Below are 21301 nucleotides of genomic sequence, written 5' to 3' on the forward strand. Positions count from 1 at the left end.
GTCATGAACGATCAGCGCAACCTTTTCCTCGCCATCGCCATTTCCGTCGCGATCATGATCGGCTGGCAGTATTTCGTGCCGGCCAAGCCTCCGGTGCCTCAGGCGACCGAGCAGAAAGCCGCCGACGGCAAGCCCTCGGCCGCCACCGCTCCGGCCGCCGCGCCGGTGCCGCAGGTTCCTGGCGTTGCCACCGTGGCCCCCGCCGCAGCGGCCGCCACCGCCGCCGAATCCCGCGACGGCGCCCTGACCAAGAGCCGCCGCGTCGCCATCAGCACTCCTTCGGTGCATGGCTCGCTCAATCTGACCGGCGCCCGCATTGACGATCTGACCCTGGCCAAGTACCGCGCGACCACCGACGGCAACAGCCCCGAGATCAACCTGCTGTCCCCGGCCGGCTCGCCCGAGCCCTATTGGGCCGAGTTCGGCTGGGTGGCCAGCGACCCGGCGGTCAAGGTGCCCGGCCCCGACACCGTGTGGGCGGCCCAGTCCACCGCCCCGCTGACCCCGGACGCGAAGCTGGTTCTGACCTGGGACAACGGCGATGGCTTGCGCTTCGTGCGCACCGTCTCGGTGGATTCCAACTACATGTTCACGGTGGACGAGCGGGTGGAGAATTACGGCGGCAAGCCGGTCTCGCTGCACCCCTATTCCCTGCTGGCCCGCACCGGCACCCCGGCGGTGGCCGGAATGTATATCCTTCACGAAGGTCCGCTGGGCGTGTTCGACGGCACCTTGAAGGAAATGAAGTACGAGGATTTGAAGAAGGAAGGCACCGCCCGCTATGACACGGTGGGCGGCTGGGCCGGCATCACCGACAAGTACTGGCTGGCCGCCCTGGTGCCGCCCGCCAAGACCAAGGTCACCGGCCGCTTCGTTCATCAGCGCATCGACAATTCCGAACGCTATCAGGTGGATTACCTGGGTGCTGCGCGCATCGTCGAGCCGGGCAAGGCCGAGGCGGCGGACTTCCACCTGTTCGCGGGCGCCAAGCAGGTCAGCTTGCTGGACGGCTATTCCGAGAAGCTGGGCATCGACCGCTTCGACCTCGCCATCGATTTCGGCTGGTTCTACTTCCTGACCAAGCCGTTCTTCTATCTGCTGCAGATGCTGCACGACGCGCTGGGCAATATGGGTCTCGCCATCCTGGCGCTGACCGTGGTGCTCAAGCTGATCATGTTCCCGCTGGCCAACAAGTCCTATGTGGCCATGAGCAAGATGAAGAAGCTGCAGCCGCAGATCCAGGGGCTGCAGGGCCGCTTCGGCGACGACAAGGTCCGCCTGCAACAAGAGATGATGGCGCTCTACAAGGCCGAGAAGGTCAATCCGGTCTCGGGCTGCCTGCCCATCCTGGTGCAGATTCCGGTGTTCTTCGCGCTCTATAAGGTGCTGTTCGTCACCATCGAGATGCGCCACGCCCCGTTCTATGGCTGGATCACCGATCTGTCGGCCCAGGATCACACCAATATCTTCACCCTGTTCGGGGTGATCCCGTGGGATCCGCCCCATCTGCTGCACCTGGGTATCTGGCCGATCATCATGGGCATCACCATGTATCTGCAGCAGAAGCTGAATCCGCAGCCGACCGATCCGGTCCAGGCCAAGATGATGCAGTTCCTGCCGCTGATCTTCACCTTCATGCTGGCCAACTTCGCCTCGGGCCTGGTGATCTACTGGGCTTGGAGCAACACGCTGTCCATCTTGCAGCAGTGGGTCATCATGAAGAAGGCGGAGGCCTCGTCCTGAGCGGACCCGATCCCGAGCAGGCCAGCCTCGTCGAGGCTGCCCAACCGAGCCATGAGCAGGCCAGCCTCCTGGAGGCTGGCCGTCTGCTGTTCGCCCGTGAATGCACCTTCATGCTGGGGGTCGCCGCGCTGAGCGGCCTGCCCGCCGCCCGCCTGCCGGAAGTGGCCTTCGCCGGGCGCTCCAATGTGGGCAAGTCCAGTCTGATCAACGCCCTGACCGGCCGCAATACCCTGGCGCGCACCTCCAACACGCCGGGCCGCACCCAGGAGCTGAATTATTTCGACTTGGGGGGGCGGCTGGTTCTGGTGGACATGCCCGGTTATGGCTTCGCCAGCGCCCCCAAGGGGCTGGTGGAGAAATGGACCCGGCTGGTCAACGGCTTCCTGAAGGGGCGCGCCGTGCTGCGCCGCGCCATCGTTCTGGTGGATTCCCGCCACGGGCTCAAGGACAGCGACCGCGACATGATGGCCATGCTGGATAAGGCGGCGGTGGTCTATCAGGTGGTGCTGACCAAGGCCGACAAGATCAAGCCCGCCGAGTTGGAATCGGTGCGCGAACGCACCGCCGCCGAACTGAAAAGCCGGGTCGCCGCCCATCCGGTCATTATCGCCACTTCGTCCGAGACCGGGTTCGGCATTCCCGAACTCCGCGCCGAACTGACCACCCTCAGCCAAGGAGCGTCCCCATGAGCGCCCCCCAATCCCCCGATATCCTGCATGATCGCAAGGCCTGGCTGGAGCGCGCCAAGACCCTGTCCGAGGCGCTGCCCTTCATGCGCCAGTTCTCCGACGAGACGCTGGTGATCAAGTTCGGCGGTCATGCCATGGAATCCGACGATCTGGCCCGGCTGTTCGCCCGCGACGTGGTTCTGCTGAAGCAGGTGGGCATCAATCCCATCGTCGTCCACGGCGGCGGGCCGCAAATCGACGCCATGCTCAAGCGGCTCGACATCCAGACGCCCCGCGTCGACGGACTGCGCTTCACCGACGAGGCCACCGTCGAGGTGGTGGAAATGATCCTGGCGGGCAAGATCAACAAGCAGATCGTCTCGGCCATCAACGAGGCGGGCGGCTTCGCCGTCGGCCTGTCGGGCAAGGACGGTCACCTGATCCGCGCCCGCAAGCTGCGGCGCACCGTCAAGGATCCGGACTCCCAAATCGAGAAGGTGCTGGACCTGGGCTTCGTCGGCGAACCGGCGGAGATCACCCCCCATATCCTGGATTTCTTCCGCGAATCCGACATCATCCCGGTGATCGCTCCGGTGGGCATGGGGCCAGCGGGCGAGACCTACAACATCAACGCCGACACCGCGGCGGGCGCCATCGCGGGGGCGACCAATTCGCGCCGCCTGCTGATGCTGACCGATGTGGCGGGCGTGCTGGACAAAACCGGCAACCTGATCCCGGAAATGACCGCCTCCCAGGTCAAGGCCTATATCGCCGACGGCACTATTTCTGGTGGAATGATTCCAAAGGTCGAAACCTGCCTCCAGGCGGTCGAAGGCGGCGTCGACGCCGCGGTTATTTTGGATGGACGGGTTCCGCACGCCATACTGCTGGAACTGTTCACCCCCCATGGTGTCGGCACCCTGATCAAGGCCGAATAGGCCGGTTTTCCCAGTTTATCGACCTGTCATCAAGCGCCGTGGCGGCCTTCGCCTCGGCGCTTTTGTCCATTCAAAGACCCTGGGTTCCATGCGTGAAATACAGAACCATCCTTTAGTTATACAATAAGCGCATCAGTCGAATAGCCCGTACCCAGAGGCTTGTGGCCAGTGACCAACAAAGAAGAGTGGAAAGCACCCACGTCCAAACGGTTGCCGAAAGTACAAGGCTTGATTCCGTGTTTGTGTATTGATAGGCATCTACATAGTTTTTCCCTTATTTCGCGTGCTTTTTCCCGCTTGCCTTTGCATAACTACTGGGCAAGTATTGGGCAATTCATGAATACAGAGGGAACCATGCCCCGCAAAAAGGCAAACCGAGGTCGGACGCCCGCAGGAGCGCCCAATCCGATTGATGTCCATGTCGGCTCACGCATGCGGCTGCGTCGCACCCTTTTGGGGCTCAGTCAGGAAAGGCTGGGCGAAATGATCGGCCTCACCTTTCAGCAGGTTCAGAAATATGAACGGGGCGCCAACCGGGTGAGCTGTTCGCGGCTGTTCGATCTGACGCGGGCGCTGGAAGTTCCGGTGTCGTATTTCTTCGACGACATGGCCGACTCGGTCAGCGCCATGAGCCCGGTGCAAATGGGGCGTGAACCGCCCTTGGAGGAGCCGGTTCCGGCCGAGGCCGATCCCAGGCTGCGTCGGGAAACCCTGGAACTGGTGCGCAACTACTATTCCATCACGGACCCGGATGTGCGTCGTCGTATTTACGACCTGGCCAAGGCCCTGAGCAGTCGCGACGACGCCGAATAGGCCGCCGCGCTTTCCAGCCGGGCGGGCCCGGAAAGCGCATATGACCTCTCATGTCTCCGCGGGTGGATGGATCGGCAGGGGATAGGCGGCTCGCGGCGGCAGCCGGTGAATCAGTACCGCCACCACCACCAGGATGACGGCGCCCAGCAGGACCGGCATCAGCAAGAAGCCCCATCCGGGGTGGGCCATCATGATGACCAGCGGGTCGCCCCCGGCCGGCGGATGGGTCAACCGCAATGCCGCCAACGTCACCATCACCGTCGCCACCGACAGCGCCATCATCGCCCAGCCACCTGGAAGAAAATGATCGAATGCCAGCCCGATCAATGTGGCGATCACATGGCCGCCAACCACATTGGCCGGTTGCGACATGGGAGATTCCGGCATGCCGAAAACCAGCATGGCCGAGGCTCCCAGCGGCGCCGCCAACAGGGGGGCGCCTCCCATGTCGTCCAGCAGGGAAATGATTCCGAGGGAAATCACCGTGCCCAACGCGGCCTTGAGCCAGCACGGCATGCAAGCGGCGTTCTGATGACGAAAGACAAAACGGCGTGGCATCAGATGTCCCTTGTGTCGAGAAGATGCCCATTATATGCGCCTTCAGGCGTCGCGCTTGCAATACCGCTCCCATAAATCTCGCGCGTCCCATATGGGGCCTGACGAACGCCCCGCGCTGTCTTATAGTGTCGCCATGCCCGAACTGCCCGAAGTCGAGACCGTTGCCCGTGGCCTGTCCAAAGTGTGGGAAGGCCGCCGCTTCGCGTCGGTCGTCTGCCACCGCGCGGGCCTGCGCATCCCCTTTCCTGCCGACATGGCGCGACGACTGACCGGCCGTCGTGTCGACAGCGTCGGCCGTCGCGCCAAGTATCTGGTGACCCGTCTTGACGGCGGCCTCGTCATGCTGGGCCATCTTGGCATGTCGGGGCGCATGGTGATCTCCGGCCTGCGCAATACGCCGCCCGGCCGCCATGACCATGTGGAATTCATCACCGAGGACGGCGTACTGGTCACCCTGACCGATCCGCGCCGTTTCGGGCTTTTGACCCTGTGCGACGCCGCTGAAATGGACAGCCATCCCCTGCTGAAGGATATGGGGCCGGAACCGCTGGAGCCCGGCTTCGACGCGGGCGTTCTTGCCGCCGCGCTGATGGGAAAGGCCACTCCCATCAAGTCGGCCCTGCTGGACCAGACCCTGGTGGCGGGTCTCGGCAATATTTATGTGTGCGAGGCGCTGTTTCGCGCGGGCATTTCGCCCCAGCGCGAGGCGGGGTCTCTCAAGCTTGGCGAAATCGCGCCGCTGGTGACGGCTATCAAGAATGTCTTGCAAGACGCCATCGCGGCGGGCGGGTCGTCGTTGAAGGATCATGTGCGGCCCGACGGCGAACTGGGTTATTTCCAGCACGAATTCAAGGTCTATGGCCGCGCGGGCCAGCGCTGCCCCGATTGCCCCGGCGCCCCCCGCTGCCCTGGCATCCAACGGATCGTCCAGGCCGGACGCTCCACTTTCTATTGTGCAGAGCGGCAAATGTGATGGTATAGCGTTCGTCATGGCTTTTATCCGGCATGCCGTTACCGCTTTGTTGATTCTCCTCGCCGCCCCCGCGCTGGCCGAGGGGTTCCTGAGCGCCTACGAGGATCTGCCGCTGGCCCCAGGCCTTGCCGAGGCGGTGGGGTCCGGCGTCGCCTTCGATTCCCCCGGGGGCCGCATCGTCGAGACCTATGCCCGGGGCAGCGTCAAATCCGCCGATGTCCTGAGATTTTATGCCGCCACCCTGCCGCAGTTGGGCTGGACCCGCGAGAGCGACACCGTCTATCGCCGCGAGGCCGAGGTGTTGCGGCTCGACCCCACCACCCAGGGGCGCGTGCTGACCATCCGTTTCGCCATATCACCGGAATAATCGCTAAGGAAGGATCCGAACTCATGGCTTTCGAAAACATCTCCGTCGAGACCCGCGGCAATGTCGGTCTGATCGCGCTGAACCGGCCCCAGGCCATGAACGCGCTCTGCGCCGCCCTGATCTCCGAGTTGGGCCAGGCCCTGGACGCCTTCGAGGCCGATGACGGCATCGGCGCCATCGTGCTGACCGGTTCGGACAAGGCCTTCGCCGCCGGTGCCGATATCAAGGAAATGGCCTCTCGCGGCTATATGGACGTGTATCTGTCCAACTTCATCACCAATGGCTGGGAACAGATCACCAAGTGCCGCAAGCCCATCGTGGCGGCGGTGGCCGGCTTCGCGCTGGGCGGCGGCTGCGAGGTCGCCATGATGTGCGACTTCATCCTGGCGGGCGACAACGCCAAGTTCGGCCAGCCCGAGATCACCATCGGGACCATCCCCGGCGCTGGCGGCACCCAACGTCTGACCCGCGCCATCGGCAAGTCCAAGGCCATGGAAATGTGCCTGACCGGCCGCATGATGGATGCCGCCGAGGCCGAGCGCGCTGGCCTGGTCAGCCGCGTCCTGGCGGTGGCCGATCTGGTGGAGGAAGCGGTCAAGGTGGCGGGCAAGATCGCCAATCTGTCGCGCCCCATCGTCATGCTGTGCAAGGAATCGGTCAACGCCGCCTTCGAGACCTCGCTGAGCATGGGCATCACTTTCGAGCGCCGCCTGTTCCACTCCACCTTCTCCACCGAGGATCAGAAGGAGGGCATGGCCGCCTTCGTCGAGAAGCGCAAGCCGGCCTTTAAAAACCGCTAGATGTGGGGACGGAGCCTGGTTCTCCACCGGGCTCCGATTCATCTCTTGACGAGGCAGGCGCGGGGACATATAACCGCGCCTTCGATTTTGCATCCCAGTTCCAAGGTTCCAATCCATGGCCCATCATCAGTCGGCTAAGAAGCGCATCCGCCAGACCGAGCGTCGCACCGAGGTCAATCGCGCCCGCGTGAGCCGCATCCGCACCTTCGTCAAGAAGGTGGAACTCGCCATCACCGCCGGTGACGCCCCGGCCGCCAAGGCGGCCTTCCTGGAAGCCGAGCCGCAGCTGATGCGCGGTGTCCAGGCTGGCGTGATTCACAAGAACACCGCGTCGCGCAAGGTTTCCCGCCTCGCCGCCCGCGTCAAGGACATGAAGCCGCTGGCCTAGGCCAAAAGGCTGATTGCATTGATGTTTTAATCGGCCGCGTCCCTTGGGCGCGGCCGATTTCGTTGTGAAACTCAACAAAATCCGCGAGTCGTGAAATGCAAGCGAAAAATTTTCGCTGTTCGCGTTCCGATCACGTTGCGAGTCACGCCGCACATCGGTAGAGTCACCCACCTTGGTTGGAAATTCAAATAACCTCCAAGAAATCACTATAATTTTATCTTTTTTATACTTTGCCGGACTCACGAGGTTTGTGAATTCGGCCACAGACCGTTTGTAATATTTTGTAATAACACGGGCGGGCGTGTTTACAGCCTTGCCCTCAAGGGAGTATGACTCCCTGCGGCGGCTTCACCCGGCCCATGACATGGGGATGTCATGAAAGGGGAAGGCGTTGCAGGGATCGGCATTCCGGGCGGGAGGCCGATTCTTCACCTGTTTCGGTCGGCCCATTGGGGAATCGGGGCGATCCGCGGTCGCACAAAGACTTGGCGACGGCCAGCGGGTGAATGGCAAGAATGTGGGGATGGAAATGGTCAAGACTGAGTGGGATAAGGTGAAGGTCAGGCTGCGGGACGAGGTGGGCGACGCCGCCTATCGGTCCTGGCTGCGCCCCATCACCTTTCACGGAGTCAATGGCGGCGACATCAAGCTGGCGCTGCCCACCCGCTTCATGCGCGACTGGGTCGCCACCCACTATGCCGAGCGTATCCGCACTCTGTGGGGGGCCGAGAATCCCGGCGTCCGCACCGTGGAGATCGTGGTCGGCGCCACCCGCGCCACCGCCGCCCCAGCCCCAATTCCAGCCCAATCGGCCCCATCCCCGGTCGCCACCCAGCCCGCTCCCGTCAAGGCGGTGGCGGCCAAGCCCGCCGTTTGCGCTCCTGCCGCCGTGGTCAACGGTTCCGCCGAGGCCGACGAGTTGGGGGCGCAGCTCGACCCTCGCTTCACCTTCAAGAATTTCGTGGTGGGCAAGCCCAACGAATTCGCCTATGCCGCCGCCAACCGGGTGGCCGATGCCGACACGGTCTCGTTCAACCCGCTGTTCCTCTATGGCGGGGTCGGCCTGGGCAAGACCCATCTGATGCATGCCATCGCCCACCATATCCGCGAGCGCAATCCCGGCCGCACCGTGCTCTATCTGTCGGCCGAGAAATTCATGTACCGCTTCATCCGCGCGCTGCGCCATCAGGACACCATGTCCTTCAAGGAGCAGTTCCGCTCGGTGGACGTGCTGATGATCGACGACGTCCAGTTCATCGCGGGCAAGGACGCCACCCAGGAAGAGTTCTTCCACACCTTCAACGCCCTGGTGGACCAGGGCCGCCAGATCGTCATTTCGGCCGACAAGTCGCCGTCGGACCTGGAAGGCATCGAGGAGCGCCTGCGCTCGCGCATGGCCTGCGGTCTGGTGGCCGACATCCACGCCACCACCTACGAGCTGCGCCTGGGCATCTTGCAGTCCAAGGCCGAGCAGATGGGCGTCATCGTGCCGCAGAAGGTCATGGAGTTCCTCGCCCACAAGATCACGTCGAATGTGCGCGAGCTGGAAGGCGGGCTCAACCGCGTCGTCGCCCATTCCCAGCTGGTGGGCCGCGCCATCACCTTGGAAAGCACCCAGGAGGTGCTGCAGGATCTGCTGCGCTCGTCGGATCGCCGGATCACCATCGAGGAAATCCAGAAGAAGGTGGCCGAGCATTTCACCATCAAGCTGTCGGAAATGTCCTCGGCGCGCCGCTCGCGCCAGGTGGCCCGGCCGCGCCAGATCGCCATGTATCTGGCCAAGCAACTGACGTCCCGCTCGCTGCCCGAGATCGGCCGCAAATTCGGCGGCCGCGACCACACCACCGTCATGCATGCGGTGAAGAAGGTCGAGGAGCTGAAGGACAGCGACCAGAATTTCGCCGAGGACGTGGAACTGCTGCGACGCATGTTGCAGGGATAGAGGTTCCATTGCGGCGCCTTATGGACCATAGTGGGTGACATCTATCGGAGGTCGCCGTGGCCATCAACGTTAAGCTCTCGGAATCGTTGGTCGAACAGGCCAAGCGCCATGCCTTGACCGAGCACCGATCCGTTCCCAAGCAGATCGAATATTGGTCCATGATCGGCAAGGCCGCCGAGGAAAACCCCGACCTTTCCTTCTCCATGATCCGCGATATCCTGATTGCCCGTCAGGAAGAGGCTGTCGAGGAATACCGGTTCGGCTGATGCGCGTTCTCGTCACGCCAACCTTTGCGCGGGCGGCGAAGAAGCTGCACGCGGCACAGAAACGACACCTTGATCAAGCCGTCCAGGCGGTCTTGGCAAGCCCTGAGTCCGGTGAGGCCAAGGTTGGAGATTTGGCGGGCGTGCGCGTCCTGAAGTTCCGAATAGGCGCCCAGCTTTGGCTTGTGGCTTATGCCGTCACGGAAGACGCCATCACCTTGCTTGCCTTGGGTTCCCACGAGAACTTCTACCGCGACCTGAAGCGCTGATCACCCCTCTTGAAAACGCTTTTGGACTCTCCAGCCTGTGATATACTGCCCAGCCCTGCCTAAGGGGGGCAGTCATAGATCACATCGGGTAGTCAGCAAACCGCCATGAAACTGACCATCGAGCGCGCCGCGCTATTGAAGTCGCTGGCCCACGTCCAGAGCGTCGTCGAACGCCGGACCACCATTCCGATCCTGTCGAACGTGAAGCTGGAAGGCCGTTCCGGCGCGCTTTCGCTCAACGCCACCGACATGGATCTCGACATCATCGAAGCGGTCCCGGCCGACGTGGTGCGCCCCGGCGCCACCACCGCCCCGGCCCACACCTTCTACGAGATCGTGCGCAAGCTGCCGGAAGGCAGCCAGGTGGAAATCGAATATTTCGCCGATGACGGCCAACTGACGCTGCGCTCGGGCCGATCCAAGTTCTCGCTGGCCTGCCTGCCGGTGGAAGACTTCCCGGTGCTGTCGGGGGGCGATCTGCCGTTCAGCTTCACCCTGGCCGCCGCCGAGTTGAAGATCCTGATCGACCGCACCCGCTTCGCCATCTCCACCGAGGAAACCCGCTACTACCTCAACGGCATCTATCTGCATGCCGCTGTCGGGGCGTCGGGCGAGGTGCTGCGCGCCGTGGCCACCGACGGCCATCGACTGGCGCGGGCGGAAATCACCCTGCCGGTCGGCGCCTCGGGCATGCCCGGCATCATCGTGCCGCGCAAGACGGTGGCCGAGATCCGCAAGCTGATCGACGAGACCGACAGCGAGATCACGGTGTCGCTGTCCGAGACCAAGCTGAAATTCGCCTTCGGCGATGCGGTTTTGACCTCCAAGCTGATCGATGGAACCTTCCCCGATTACGAACGGGTGATCCCGGCCGATAACGACAAGGTTCTGATCGTCGACTGCAAGAGCTTTGCTCAGGCGGTGGACCGCGTGTCGGCCATCTCCACCGAGAAGAGCCGCGCCATCAAGCTGGCGCTGGAAAAGGGCACCGCCACCCTGTCGGCGTCCAGCCCGGAAAACGGCAGCGCGGTGGAAGAAATCGAGGCCAACTACGATTCCGGCCCGCTGGAAATCGGCTTCAATTCGCGCTACCTAATGGATATCCTGGCGCAGGTGGAGGGGGATGTCGCCCGCTTCGCCATGGCCGATGCCGCTTCGCCGACGGTGGTCCGTGAATTGAGCGACGGCAGCGCCATCTACGTGCTGATGCCGATGCGGGTGTGATCGGCGGGGCGGGTGTGATCAGCGGAACCGGACCCGGTCGGCTGGCGATCCGCCGTCTCAGCCTCGCGGATTTTCGCTGCTATTCCCAGCTGCGGCTGGACACCCAGTCCCGGCCGGTAGTTCTGACCGGTCCCAACGGCGCTGGCAAGACCAACCTGTTGGAGGCGCTGTCCTTCCTGGTCCCCGGACGGGGAATGCGCCGCGCCAGCCTGGGCGAGATCGCCCGCCACGGATCTGGTGACGACGGAAGCTGGGCGGTGGCGGCGGTGCTGGAGGACGGCGGCGAGATCGGCACCGGCCGCGAGGCAGGCAATGAGCGCCGCTCGGTCCGCCTCGACGGCCAGCCCGCCAAGCCCGCCGATCTGGCGGCAAGACTTTCGGCGCTGTGGCTGACCCCGGCCATGGACCGCTTGTTTTCCGAGGGGGCGGGAGGCCGACGGCGCTTTCTCGACCGTCTGGCCTTCGGCATCGCGCCCGGCCATGCCCGCGAGGCCAGCGCCTATGAGCACGCCATGCGCGAACGCTCGCGGCTGCTGAAGGTCCGGCGGGAAGGGGGCGCTGGCGACCCGTCGTGGCTGGCGGCGCTGGAAGACGGCATGGCGCGGCACGGCGTCGCGGTGGCGGCCAATCGTGTCCGGGCGGCGACGCTGCTGGATGAAGCCTGTCGACGGGGCATCGGCCCCTTTCCGGCGGCGCGTCTCGCGGTGGTCGGCGAGGTCGAGGGATGGTTGGTCGAAGGGCAGGAACCGCCCCAGGCCGAGGACGGATTGCGGAGCGCTCTTACGCGCGCGCGCGCGAGGGACGAGGCGGCGGGATGCGCCACCATGGGGCCGCACCGCTCGGATCTGGCGGTGCGCCACGCCGCCAAGGACTTGGCCGTGGGGCAGTGCTCCACCGGCGAGCAGAAGGCGGTGCTGGTGGCCATCGTACTGGCGCAAAGCCGGGTGCAGGCCGCATTGACCGGGCGGGCGCCGCTGCTGCTGCTGGACGAGGTGGTGGCGCATCTGGACCAGGTCCGCCGCGCCGCGCTGTTCGACGAGCTGTGCGTCCTGGGGGCGCAGAGCTGGATGACCGGAACCGACGAGCTGCTGTTCGACGGCTTCGGCGATAGGGCACAGTTTTTCCGGGTCGCGGAGGCCTCCGTGACCCCCAGAGAGGTTTAACGTTGATGAGCACCGAACCGCTCCCGCAGGATTCTTCCGTCCCTCCGGTCATTCCCGAGGAGTATGGCGCCGGCCAGATTCAGGTGCTGCGCGGCCTGGAAGCCGTGCGCAAGCGGCCGGGCATGTATATCGGCGACACCGACGACGGATCGGGCCTGCATCGCATGATCTACGAGGCGGTGGACAATGCCGTCGACGAGATCATGAACGGCTACGGCGATCGCTGCGACGTGGTCATGAACGCCGACGGCTCCATCCGGGTCACCGATAACGGCCGCGGCATTCCCACCGACATCCACCCCGAGGAAGGCATTTCGGCGGCCGAGGTAGCGCTCACCAAGCTGCATGCCGGTGGCAAGTTCGACCAGAACTCCAACCGCATCTCGTCGGGCCTGCACGGGGTCGGCATTTCCGTGGTCAATGCCTTGTCGGAATGGCTGGAATTGCGCGTCTGGCGCCAGGGCAAGGAGCATTTCATGCGCTTTCGCCACGGCGATCCCGAATCGCCGCTGGTGGAAGTGAGCGATTGCGGCGACCGTACCGGCACCCAGGTGATCTTTCTGCCGTCCAAGGGCACCTTCTCGCACACCGATTTCGATTTCGACACCGTGGAACACCGGCTGCGCGAGCTGGCCTTCCTCAATTCGCGGGCGACTCTGACGCTCACCGACGAGCGCCATGCCGAGACCCGCTCGGTGGAACTGCATTACGACGGCGGGGTCGAGGCCTTCGTGCGGTGGCTCGACCGCTCCAAGGAGGCGCTGCACGCGCCGCCCATCGTGGTGGCCGCCGAGCGCGACGTGGTGCGTCTCGAGATGTCCATGGAATGGACCGACAGCTATCACGAGACCTGCCTGTGCTTCACCAACAACGTGCCGCAGAAGGACGGCGGCACCCATCTGGCCGGATTTCGCGCCGCCCTGACGCGGACCGTCAACGCCTATGCCAATGAAACCGGCATCGCCAAGAAGGAGAAGGTGGCGCTGTCGGGCGACGACATGCGCGAAGGCCTGACCTGCGTGCTGTCCATCAAGATGCCCGACCCCAAATTCTCGTCCCAGGCCAAGGAGAAGCTGGTCTCCTCGGAAGTGCGGCCGTTGGTCGAGGGACTGGTCGGCGAAAAGCTGGCCGAATGGTTCGAGGAACACCCCGCCGAGGCGCGCAAGATCATCGGCAAGGTGGTGGAAGCCGCCGCCGCCCGCGAAGCCGCCCGCAAAGCGCGCGAGCTGACCCGCCGCAAGGGCGTGCTCGACATTGCCACCCTGCCCGGCAAGCTGGCCGATTGCCAGGAACGCGATCCCGCCTTGTCCGAACTGTTCATCGTCGAGGGCGATTCCGCCGGCGGCTCGGCCAAGCAGGGCCGCAACCGCGCCAATCAGGCGATCCTTCCCTTGCGTGGCAAGATCCTCAACGTGGAGCGCGCCCGCTTCGACAAGATGCTGGGCTCGGCCGAGATCGGCACCCTGATCGCGGCGCTCGGCACCGGTATCGGCCGCGAGGATTTCAACGCCGACAAGGCGCGCTACCACAAGATCATCATCATGACCGACGCCGATGTGGACGGCAGCCACATCCGCACCCTGCTGCTGACCTTCTTCTATCGCCAGATGCCGGAACTGCTGGAACGCGGTTTCCTCTACATCGCCCAGCCGCCGCTGTATCGCGCCAAGCGCGGCCAAAGCGAGGTCTATCTGAAGGACGACCGGGCGTTGGAGGAATACCTTATCGACGGCGGCCTGTCCGACGCGGTGCTGCGCATGGCGGGCGGCACCCAGGTGGCCGGAATCGATCTGCGGGCGCTGACCGAACAGGCCCGCACGGTCAAGACCTTGCTGGCGCCGCTGTCGCGCCGGGTACCCATGAAGGTGGTGGAACAAGCCGCCATCGCCGACGCCCTGGACTATACCGTGCTGAGCGATGCCGAGCGCGGCGCCAAGGTGGCGGCTGCCGTGGCCACCCGCCTCGACGCCTTGGAATCCCATCTGGAACGGGGCTGGCAGGGCCGTTGGATCGAAGGCGACGGCTTTGCCTTCACCCGCACCCTGCGGGGCGTCACCGAGACCCACAATCTCGACGCCGCCATCATCCGCTCGGCCGAGGCACGGCGTCTGCACGATCTCGCGGCAGTGCTGCGCGAGACCTTCCAGGACGCCGCCGCCCTGGTCGCCAAAGACAAGGAAACCCCGCTGTCCGGTCCCGTGGCCCTGGTCACCGCCGTCATGGAACAGGGCCGCAAGGGCATCGCCATCCAACGCTACAAAGGCTTGGGCGAGATGAACCCGGAACAGCTGTGGGAAACCACCCTGGACCCGCAGGCGCGTTCGCTGCTGCAAGTCCGCGTCGCCCAGGCCGACGACGCCGAACAGGTGTTCTCCACCCTGATGGGCGACGTGGTCGAACCCCGCCGCGACTTCATCCAGACCAACGCGCTGAAGGTCTCGAACCTGGACGTTTAGACGGTTGTCGGGTGACGCATAAAGCGCAAACGCGACCCGTAACGCGCTAATTCTTGACGCGTAAAATGCAAAGGCCGCTCCGGATGGGGCGGCCTTTGGTGTTTCTTGAGACAACATCGCTGGGGATGGAGGAGGCTTCCTGCTCTTGCGATTTTGGAAGGCCGGATTGGGCCGAAAGCGGATGGGCGGCTATCGAGCGTGGAAATTGGGGAAGCAGCAGCACGAGGTGAAAGCCGGTGAGGAGGCGGATCGTCGCATTACTTTGAAAGGTGGCCCTCCGGTCCACATGGCGAGAAGATGATCTCTCGCATTCCCCGGGAGCGTGCATGGCAACCTCGGAAAATTAGTTTTCCGCCACATACCATCAGCGTACTGTGGTCGGAGCCTCGCGGAATTGGGGGCTATTCTGGCACGGGGCTTGCCGCTTTCGTGGGGGTATTCGATCTATGCCGCAAAAGGTTGATCTGTCCGAGGTCATGGCGATTGGCGGCGATGTATGTGCCCGGGAACCGATCCATTGTCCGGCCCAGATCCAGCACCACGGATTCCTGATCGGCCTTGATCGCCACACCCTGGCGCCGGTGACCCGCAGCGCCAACCTCGATAGCGCATTCCATCCGCCGCCCGCGGTTCTGACCGCCTGCGCCTCATTTGACCCCGACGGGCCGAACGAGCGGGTGGTGGTGGCTACTCTTCCCGACCTCGGCGAAGTGGAGTTTCACTGCTTTCTGGGCGGCAGCGTAATCTTCGTTGAATTCGAAAGAGTGCCGCCGGAAGTGGGGCCGGCGGCGGTCCCTGTGATCCTCGATGAGGCGATGACCCGCATGCTGGTTATCGCCGATCTCGTCGAATTGTCCGCGGAAGTGGCCGCGACGGTACGCCAAGTCTCGGGGTTCGAACGGATTCTGGTCTATCGCTTCGACGAGGATGGCAGTGGTGACGTGGTCGGCGAAAGCCTGGTGGCAGACTGGACGCAATCCCTGCTGGGTCTGCGCTTTCCCAGCAGCGACATCCCGGCCCAGGCCCGCGCCTTGTACCAGCGAACCCGCGATCGCTGGGTTCCGATGCGCGACTACCAGCCGGTAGATTTGGTTCCGCCCGTCGCCGGCGATGGTAAGCCGTTCGATCTGTCGTTCAGCCGCTATCGCAGCGTTTCAGCCATCCATCGCCTGTACCAGAAGAATATCGGCGTTGACGGCGCGATGTCGGTTTCCATCCTGCGCGACGGCCGCCTGTGGGGATTGTTGATCGGACATCACCGGCGCCCCCATGTGGTCGGGCCATCGACCCGTCGCCAAGTGGTGGCCCTGGCCCAGTCCTTCGCCATGCGCCTAGATGCTTTGCTCAGCGTCGAGGAGCGCTGCGCCCACGAGCGCGACATGCGGACGTATTCGGCCATGCTGCGCAAGCTGGCGGGGGCCGACGATTTCCTTACCGCCCTCACCGAGGGGACGCCCAACATCGTCGACCTGCTGCCCGGGTGCTGCGGCGCGGCGGTGGTATGGGATGATGACCACGGGGCGGTTCATGTCAAGACGGTGGGCACCACCCCGCCCGACGGCCGCATCGCGGCGCTGACCCAATGGATACGCTCGGTCGGCGAGGCGCCGGTGTTTGCTACCGATTGCCTGTCCGCCCGCTATTCCGATTTCTCCGCCTATTGCGACATTGCCAGCGGGGTGCTGGCCAGCTTCTTCGATGATTCCCGCCATCCAGCGCTGCTGCTGTTCCGGCCCGAGCTGATCCGCTCGGTAGCCTGGGCCGGCAAGCCGGAGAAGGTGGCCGGGCCGGATGGCGTACTCAACCTTCCGCGCCATTCCTTCGACCGCTGGGTGGAGATCAAGCGGGGGCACTCGCAACCCTGGCTCGGATGGGAATTGGACATTGCCGCCACCATCGCCACAACGGTCAGCGAGGTGATCATCCGCCAGATGCGGCGCATTCACGACCTGGATGCCGAGGTGGAGCGCTTCTCGCAGGCCCTCAACCTCAGTTCGACCACGCTTTATCATCAGGATCGCGACCTGCGGTACATCTGGGTTCACAATCCCCATATCGGTTTCGCCACCAAGGTTGTCGGGCTGACCGACCCCGACCTCTATCCCTCCGAGCTTGCCGAGGTCCTAGTCGCCATCAAGCGACGGGTGATGGCAAGCGGGGAGGGGGAGCGGGTGGCCCTGCCATCGCGTCGCGACGATTCCGACGCCGAGTGGTTCGACTTGTCGGTCGAGCCGCTGAGGGGGGGCGACGGCCAGATCGCCGGTGTCTCCTGCGCGGCGGTGAAGATCACCCAGTACATCCGCACCGAGGCGGCCTTGCGGCGCAGCGAGGCCCTGCTGCGCGAGGTGCAGCAGATCGCCCACCTCGGCCATTATGTCTACGACTTCGCCCAAGACCGCTGGGAAAGTTCGCCGACGCTGGATTCCATCCTGGGGATCGGGCCCGATTTCGTGCGCGATTCCGCCCACGGATTCCTGCTGGCAGCCCCGGGGACGGAGGCGGAAACCAAGGGCCTTCTCGAGCGCCTGGCCACCGGAGTGGTGGATCACTTCGACATGAACTTCCGCATCCGCCGTCATGACGACGGGGCGGAGAGATGGGTGGCCAGCATCGGCCATGTGGAATGCGACCCCGTTGGCCGCCCGCAACGGCTGATCGGCAGTATCCACGACGTCCACGACCGCATCGAGGCCGAGCAGCGCCTGCGCGACACCCACCGGGAACTGGAGCGTTCCAATGCCGAACTGAAGCAGTTCGCCTATGTGGCGTCCCACGACCTGCGCCAGCCGCTGCGGACCATTACTAGCTTCCTGGGCTTGTTGGTGCGCAAGTTGGGGCCCCAGGTGGACGGAGAGGTTCGCGAATTCGTCGATTTCGTCCAGGCTGCCGCGCGACGGATGGATCGATTGATCGTCGATCTGCTGGAGTATTCAAAGGTCGGGCATGATCGGGTGCCGCCGGGACCGGTCAACCTCGAAGAGGTGGTCGGCGAATGCCTGCATGCGCTGGAGGCGGCCCGTGCCGAATCCGGTGGCGGGATCGCCATCGTCAATTTCCTTCCCGTCGTCAAAGGGTATCGCGGCGAGTTGGTGCGTCTGTTCCAAAATCTGATCGGCAACGCCCTGAAATACCGAGATCCTGAACGCCGGCTGGACGTGGAAATCGGCTGCGCTCGCAACGCCGATGCCTGGGAAGTGTCAATCAGCGACAATGGCATTGGCATTGCGGCGGCGGACTACGACCGGGCGTTCGGCGTCTTCCAGCGGCTGACCGGCTCGGACGGATATGAAGGCACCGGGATCGGTCTGTCGATCTGCAAGAAGATTGTCGAGCATCATGGCGGCCAGATATGGATCGAGTCGGAGGTCGGCGTCGGTTCCCGCTTTCGGTTCACGCTTCCCCCTGTGACGGAGGATCGGGCGTGAGCCTGCGCGAATTTCTACGCGCCGCGACACGGCCCGCCCATGCGCGTATCGATCATCATCCGTTGATGGCGAGGTTGGTTCGCGGGCGGCTCAATGCCGAGAACTATGGGACGGCGCTTTCCGCTCTCTATGCTTTGCACGCGCCGATCGAGAAATCCTTCGGCACCTACTTGTCCGCCCCGGATTTCGCACCGCCGCGCCGCAGCGTCGATCTGGCCTTGGACTTGGCCGAGCTGGGTCTTGACGCCTCGGCTGTGGCTCCGTTGTGGGTCGGTTGCCAGCCGGACAGTCACGCCGCTTATGTGGGCATGCGCTACGTCATCGAGGGCTCGGCGCTGGGCGGGGCGGTGATTGCTCGCCAGTTGGACCAGCGACTGCCTGTCGCCCTGATGGCCGCGACCCGATTTTATTGCCGATCGACGGAGGCAGAGGAATGGCCGCGCTTCTGGGGGCTGGTGACGCGGTTGGAGCCCATTGATGCCGATCTTGCATGCCGACGCGCGGTCGGCCTGTTCAGCGAGATCGAGGCCCTGTGGGACGCGCATCTGGGAGGCGACATCTCCCAAAAATAGTTCTCGTGAACACCAAGGCCACAGCGGGGCGACGGAGGGGCGCTCAGCCCTTCTCGCTATCCCTACCCTGGCCTATGGTGCGGCCTCGGACCTTCTCCCATCATTCTGCTGTTGGCTTCGCATACCCCGCGCGCTTAATGGCGCAGTTCAACAATCGGCAAGCCCTGCCGCTTCCACATAGCGCTTGAAATTGATATCGGCCCTAGTGTCCTGATTCCGAAATTCGCATCAAACTTGCCTCTGCTCGGCCAGCGTTCTTGTGCAGAACCGCTGGATCGAGGCGAGGATATCGTCGGCGGATTTGGTCCATCGAAACGGCTTCGGATCGGCGTTATTGGTTTCGATGAAGGTGTGGATGGCGGCTTCCAATTCGGCGGTGGACCGATGGATGCCGCGCCGGAGTTGGCGGTCGGTGAGAAGAGCGAAGAATCGCTCGACCTGACTGATCCACGACGACGACGTCGGGGTGTAGTGGGCGTGCCATCGTGGACGCTTTGCGAACCAGTCACGGATGAGCTTGGTCTTGTGGGTTGAGGCGTTGTCCATGACGACGTGAATGTCGAGATCGGCGGGAACGCTGGCTTCGATGAGATCGAGGAATTTACGGAATTCGGCCGCCCGGTGTCGTTGGAAGCAACGGCCGATGACGTTGCCCATGGCGACGTCCAGGGCGGCGAACAGTGAGGTGGTGCCGTGGCGCTTGTAATCGTGGCTCCGCCTCTCCGCCTGACCAGGACGCATCGGCAGCAGGGGTTGGGTGCGGTCGAGGGCCTGGACCTGGGTCTTTTCGTCGACGCACAGGACCAGCGCCCGTTCCGGCGGATTGAGGTACAGGCCGACAATATCGCGGACCTTCTCGACGAACTGCGGATTGCTCGACAATTTGAACGTTTCGGCCCGATGCGGCTGTAAGCCAAAAGCGCGCCAGACTTTATGGACGGTCGAGGGCGCGATGCGTGCCGCTCGGGCCATCGTCCGCACACTCCAATGGGTAGCGTCGGGGGGCGTCGTTTCCAGCGTCTTCTGGATCAATTCCGCGATGGCCTCGTCGGACACCGAGCGTGGCGCCCCCGGACGGGGCTCGTCAGATAGGCCGTCGAGGCGATCACGGGCAAATCGCTCACGCCATTTCCCGACCGTGTGCGGGCCGATCCCGAGTTCCTCGGCAATCACCCGATTCAGCACCCCATCCGCAGCCCTGAGGACAATCCGAGCCCGAAGCACCGCGCCTTGTGGTGTTGTCCGCCGTCGAACCCACCCTTCGAGTTCAACCCGCTCCGCTTCACTCAGTTCGATGGAAGATGCCCTGCCACGCGCCATCTCTGCCTCCCCCCTCAATACGGGGGTGAAGAATGACACTGATTTCAAAAACAGGACAGTAGGGTGCGTTGACATTCATCTGGACCAAATGAACGCGCTGACCGCAATGGGACGTCGAACAGGTTAAGCGGGAGCTCGATCATGGTGCGCCGGTCACAGCCACTCCAACGGCAATAATTCCCAAGCCCTCCGAGAAAAATCGACCTGCCCCGTAACTTCCGTGTGGCGGGCGGCGAAACCGCTACAGACGCCACGCTGAACGACAGCGGGTGTCCTCGGGAATTTCAAGGAGAATCGCCGTGCAGACTCTGTCGTTCGCGAAGCCCCGGTCGATGATGGTCGCCGTCTTTCTCTTGGCCGTGCCGCAGGTGGTTGAAGCCGGGCAGGCTTATGATTCCAACGCGTTCGTCGCCGCCCAGGAAGCCGGCAAGAGCATCCTGGTGGATGTGACCGCGCCCTGGTGTCCGACCTGCGCCAAGCAGAAGCCGACCGTGCAGGGCTTGGAGATGTCCCAGCCCAAGCTGGTGGTCTTCGACGTGGATTTCGACTCCGCCAAGGACGTGCTGAAGCAGTTGCGCGTCACCAGCCAAAGCACCCTGATCATGTTCAAGGGCAAGGCAGAGATGGGGCGTTCGACCGGCGAGACCGATCCCGCCGCCATCGCCGCCCTGGTGGGCAAGGGGCTTTAGGCGGAGATGACCGCCGCCAACCTCGCCTTCGGCTTTCTGGCCGGTTCGCTGTCGACGCTGTCGCCCTGCGTTCTGCCGCTATTGCCGGTCCTGTTGGGCGGGGCTTTGCAACAGCATCGGCTGGCGCCCCTGGCCTTGGCCGGTGGGCTGGCCCTGTCCTTCACGGCGGTGGGGTTGTTCGTCGCGACGCTGGGCTTCGCCGTCGATATCGACGGCGGGGCCATTCGGTTGGTCGCGGCGGGGCTGATGGTGGCGTTCGGCGCCGTCCTGGCCAGCCCGCGCCTGCAACGCCTCTTTGCCCGAATGGCTGGACCGCTGACCGGCGGCGCCAACGGCATACTGGCGCGGATGTCTGGAGACGGGCTGGCGGGACAGTTTCTGCTGGGCGTGCTGCTGGGGGCGGTGTGGTCGCCTTGCGCCGGGCCGACCCTTGGCGCCGCCATCGGTCTCGCGGCCCAGAGCGGCGCCGCCCCCCAGGCCGCCGCCGTCATGGTCATGTTCAGCATCGGTGCCACCGCGCCCATGCTGGCCTTGGGCTATGGGTCACGCCAAGCCTTGTTACAGCGCCGCGCCGCCCTGGCCCGGCTGGCCGATCTGGCCAAGCCGGTCCTGGGCGCGGTGCTGCTGCTGGTCGGACTTCTGATCCTTTCCGGGCTCGACAAGACGGTCGAGACCCGGCTCACCGACACCATGCCGCCTTGGCTGGTGAACCTGACCACGCGGTTATAAC

Annotated in this window: 20 protein-coding genes; 18 read left to right on the forward strand and 2 right to left on the reverse strand. The window is 64.1% G+C overall.

The features are described from left to right. Positions 1 to 3: 3 nt before the first annotated feature. The 4 genes from yidC (at position 4) to CU669_RS02090 (ending at position 4162) form a co-directional block, all read left to right on the forward strand. On the forward strand, positions 4 to 1743 hold the full coding sequence (gene yidC / locus CU669_RS02075; protein WP_112142119.1) for a membrane protein insertase YidC: 1740 nt from the start codon (positions 4 to 6) through the stop codon (positions 1741 to 1743). After that, positions 1707 to 2432 (forward strand): ribosome biogenesis GTP-binding protein YihA/YsxC, encoded by a 726-nt coding sequence (gene yihA, locus CU669_RS02080; RefSeq protein ID WP_407671532.1) that lies wholly within the window; start codon positions 1707 to 1709, stop codon positions 2430 to 2432. The genes yidC and yihA overlap by 37 nt, the downstream gene beginning before the upstream one ends. Continuing rightward, positions 2429 to 3349, forward strand: coding sequence for an acetylglutamate kinase (gene argB / locus CU669_RS02085; protein WP_112142120.1), 921 nt, complete (start codon positions 2429 to 2431; stop codon positions 3347 to 3349). Before yihA ends, argB begins: the two co-directional genes overlap by 4 nt. Positions 3350 to 3781: 432 nt before the next feature. After that, the gene (locus tag CU669_RS02090) at positions 3782 to 4162 is read left to right on the forward strand and encodes a helix-turn-helix domain-containing protein (protein ID WP_239988482.1); all 381 of its coding nucleotides are present in this window, start codon (positions 3782 to 3784) and stop codon (positions 4160 to 4162) included. A gap of 48 nt (positions 4163 to 4210) precedes the next feature. Here the strand turns inward: CU669_RS02090 and CU669_RS02095 are convergent, their stop codons facing one another. Further along, positions 4211 to 4720 carry an HPP family protein gene (locus CU669_RS02095; RefSeq protein WP_112142122.1) on the reverse strand — a complete coding sequence of 170 codons (510 nt, stop codon included), beginning with the start codon at positions 4718 to 4720 and terminating at the stop codon, positions 4211 to 4213. Positions 4721 to 4853: 133 nt separating this feature from the next. Between CU669_RS02095 and mutM the strand changes: the two genes are divergently transcribed. From mutM to CU669_RS21000, 12 genes are all read left to right on the forward strand, one after another. Then, a complete protein-coding gene (gene mutM, locus CU669_RS02100; RefSeq protein ID WP_112142262.1) occupies positions 4854 to 5693 on the forward strand; it encodes a bifunctional DNA-formamidopyrimidine glycosylase/DNA-(apurinic or apyrimidinic site) lyase in 840 nt (279 codons plus the stop codon). Between the two features lie 16 nt (positions 5694 to 5709). Next, positions 5710 to 6060, forward strand: a complete 351-nt coding sequence (locus CU669_RS02105; RefSeq protein ID WP_112142123.1) for a hypothetical protein — start codon at positions 5710 to 5712, stop codon at positions 6058 to 6060. A 23-nt stretch (positions 6061 to 6083) separates the two neighbouring features. Beyond that, complete coding sequence (locus CU669_RS02110; protein WP_112142124.1) at positions 6084 to 6860, forward strand: enoyl-CoA hydratase; 777 nt, start codon at positions 6084 to 6086, stop codon at positions 6858 to 6860. Between the two features lie 115 nt (positions 6861 to 6975). Further along, positions 6976 to 7248: a 30S ribosomal protein S20 gene (gene rpsT, locus CU669_RS02115; protein ID WP_112142125.1), complete on the forward strand. Its 273-nt coding sequence runs from the start codon at positions 6976 to 6978 to the stop codon at positions 7246 to 7248. A gap of 523 nt (positions 7249 to 7771) precedes the next feature. After that, complete coding sequence (gene dnaA, locus CU669_RS02120; RefSeq protein WP_112142263.1) at positions 7772 to 9190, forward strand: chromosomal replication initiator protein DnaA; 1419 nt, start codon at positions 7772 to 7774, stop codon at positions 9188 to 9190. Positions 9191 to 9246: 56 nt separating this feature from the next. Beyond that, positions 9247 to 9456: a TA system antitoxin ParD family protein gene (locus CU669_RS02125; protein ID WP_112142126.1), complete on the forward strand. Its 210-nt coding sequence runs from the start codon at positions 9247 to 9249 to the stop codon at positions 9454 to 9456. Beyond that, positions 9456 to 9722 carry a type II toxin-antitoxin system RelE/ParE family toxin gene (locus tag CU669_RS02130; protein WP_112142127.1) on the forward strand — a complete coding sequence of 89 codons (267 nt, stop codon included), beginning with the start codon at positions 9456 to 9458 and terminating at the stop codon, positions 9720 to 9722. Before CU669_RS02125 ends, CU669_RS02130 begins: the two co-directional genes overlap by 1 nt. A 105-nt stretch (positions 9723 to 9827) precedes the next feature. After that, positions 9828 to 10946, forward strand: coding sequence for a DNA polymerase III subunit beta (gene dnaN / locus CU669_RS02135; RefSeq protein WP_112142128.1), 1119 nt, complete (start codon positions 9828 to 9830; stop codon positions 10944 to 10946). A 14-nt stretch (positions 10947 to 10960) separates the two neighbouring features. Then, positions 10961 to 12109 carry a DNA replication/repair protein RecF gene (recF, locus tag CU669_RS02140; RefSeq protein ID WP_239988483.1) on the forward strand — a complete coding sequence of 383 codons (1149 nt, stop codon included), beginning with the start codon at positions 10961 to 10963 and terminating at the stop codon, positions 12107 to 12109. 5 nt (positions 12110 to 12114) lie between these two features. Continuing rightward, complete coding sequence (gene gyrB, locus CU669_RS02145; protein ID WP_112142265.1) at positions 12115 to 14565, forward strand: DNA topoisomerase (ATP-hydrolyzing) subunit B; 2451 nt, start codon at positions 12115 to 12117, stop codon at positions 14563 to 14565. A gap of 446 nt (positions 14566 to 15011) precedes the next feature. Continuing rightward, positions 15012 to 17990, forward strand: coding sequence for an ATP-binding protein (locus CU669_RS02150; RefSeq protein WP_112142129.1), 2979 nt, complete (start codon positions 15012 to 15014; stop codon positions 17988 to 17990). After that, complete coding sequence (locus tag CU669_RS21000; RefSeq protein ID WP_161539560.1) at positions 17987 to 18562, forward strand: biliverdin-producing heme oxygenase; 576 nt, start codon at positions 17987 to 17989, stop codon at positions 18560 to 18562. Before CU669_RS02150 ends, CU669_RS21000 begins: the two co-directional genes overlap by 4 nt. A gap of 228 nt (positions 18563 to 18790) precedes the next feature. Here CU669_RS21000 and CU669_RS02160 read toward each other — a convergent pair whose 3' ends face one another. Beyond that, positions 18791 to 19882 carry an IS630 family transposase gene (locus tag CU669_RS02160; protein ID WP_112142266.1) on the reverse strand — a complete coding sequence of 364 codons (1092 nt, stop codon included), beginning with the start codon at positions 19880 to 19882 and terminating at the stop codon, positions 18791 to 18793. A gap of 299 nt (positions 19883 to 20181) precedes the next feature. Between CU669_RS02160 and CU669_RS02165 the strand changes: the two genes are divergently transcribed. Both CU669_RS02165 and CU669_RS02170 read left to right on the forward strand, forming a co-directional pair. After that, positions 20182 to 20571, forward strand: a complete 390-nt coding sequence (locus tag CU669_RS02165) for a thioredoxin family protein (protein ID WP_239988484.1) — start codon at positions 20182 to 20184, stop codon at positions 20569 to 20571. Positions 20572 to 20577: 6 nt separating this feature from the next. Further along, positions 20578 to 21300 (forward strand): cytochrome c biogenesis CcdA family protein, encoded by a 723-nt coding sequence (locus CU669_RS02170; RefSeq protein WP_112142131.1) that lies wholly within the window; start codon positions 20578 to 20580, stop codon positions 21298 to 21300. Position 21301: the final 1 nt, after the last annotated feature.

The organism is Paramagnetospirillum kuznetsovii, assembly GCF_003284725.1.
Classification (GTDB): domain Bacteria; phylum Pseudomonadota; class Alphaproteobacteria; order Rhodospirillales; family Magnetospirillaceae; genus Phaeospirillum; species Phaeospirillum kuznetsovii.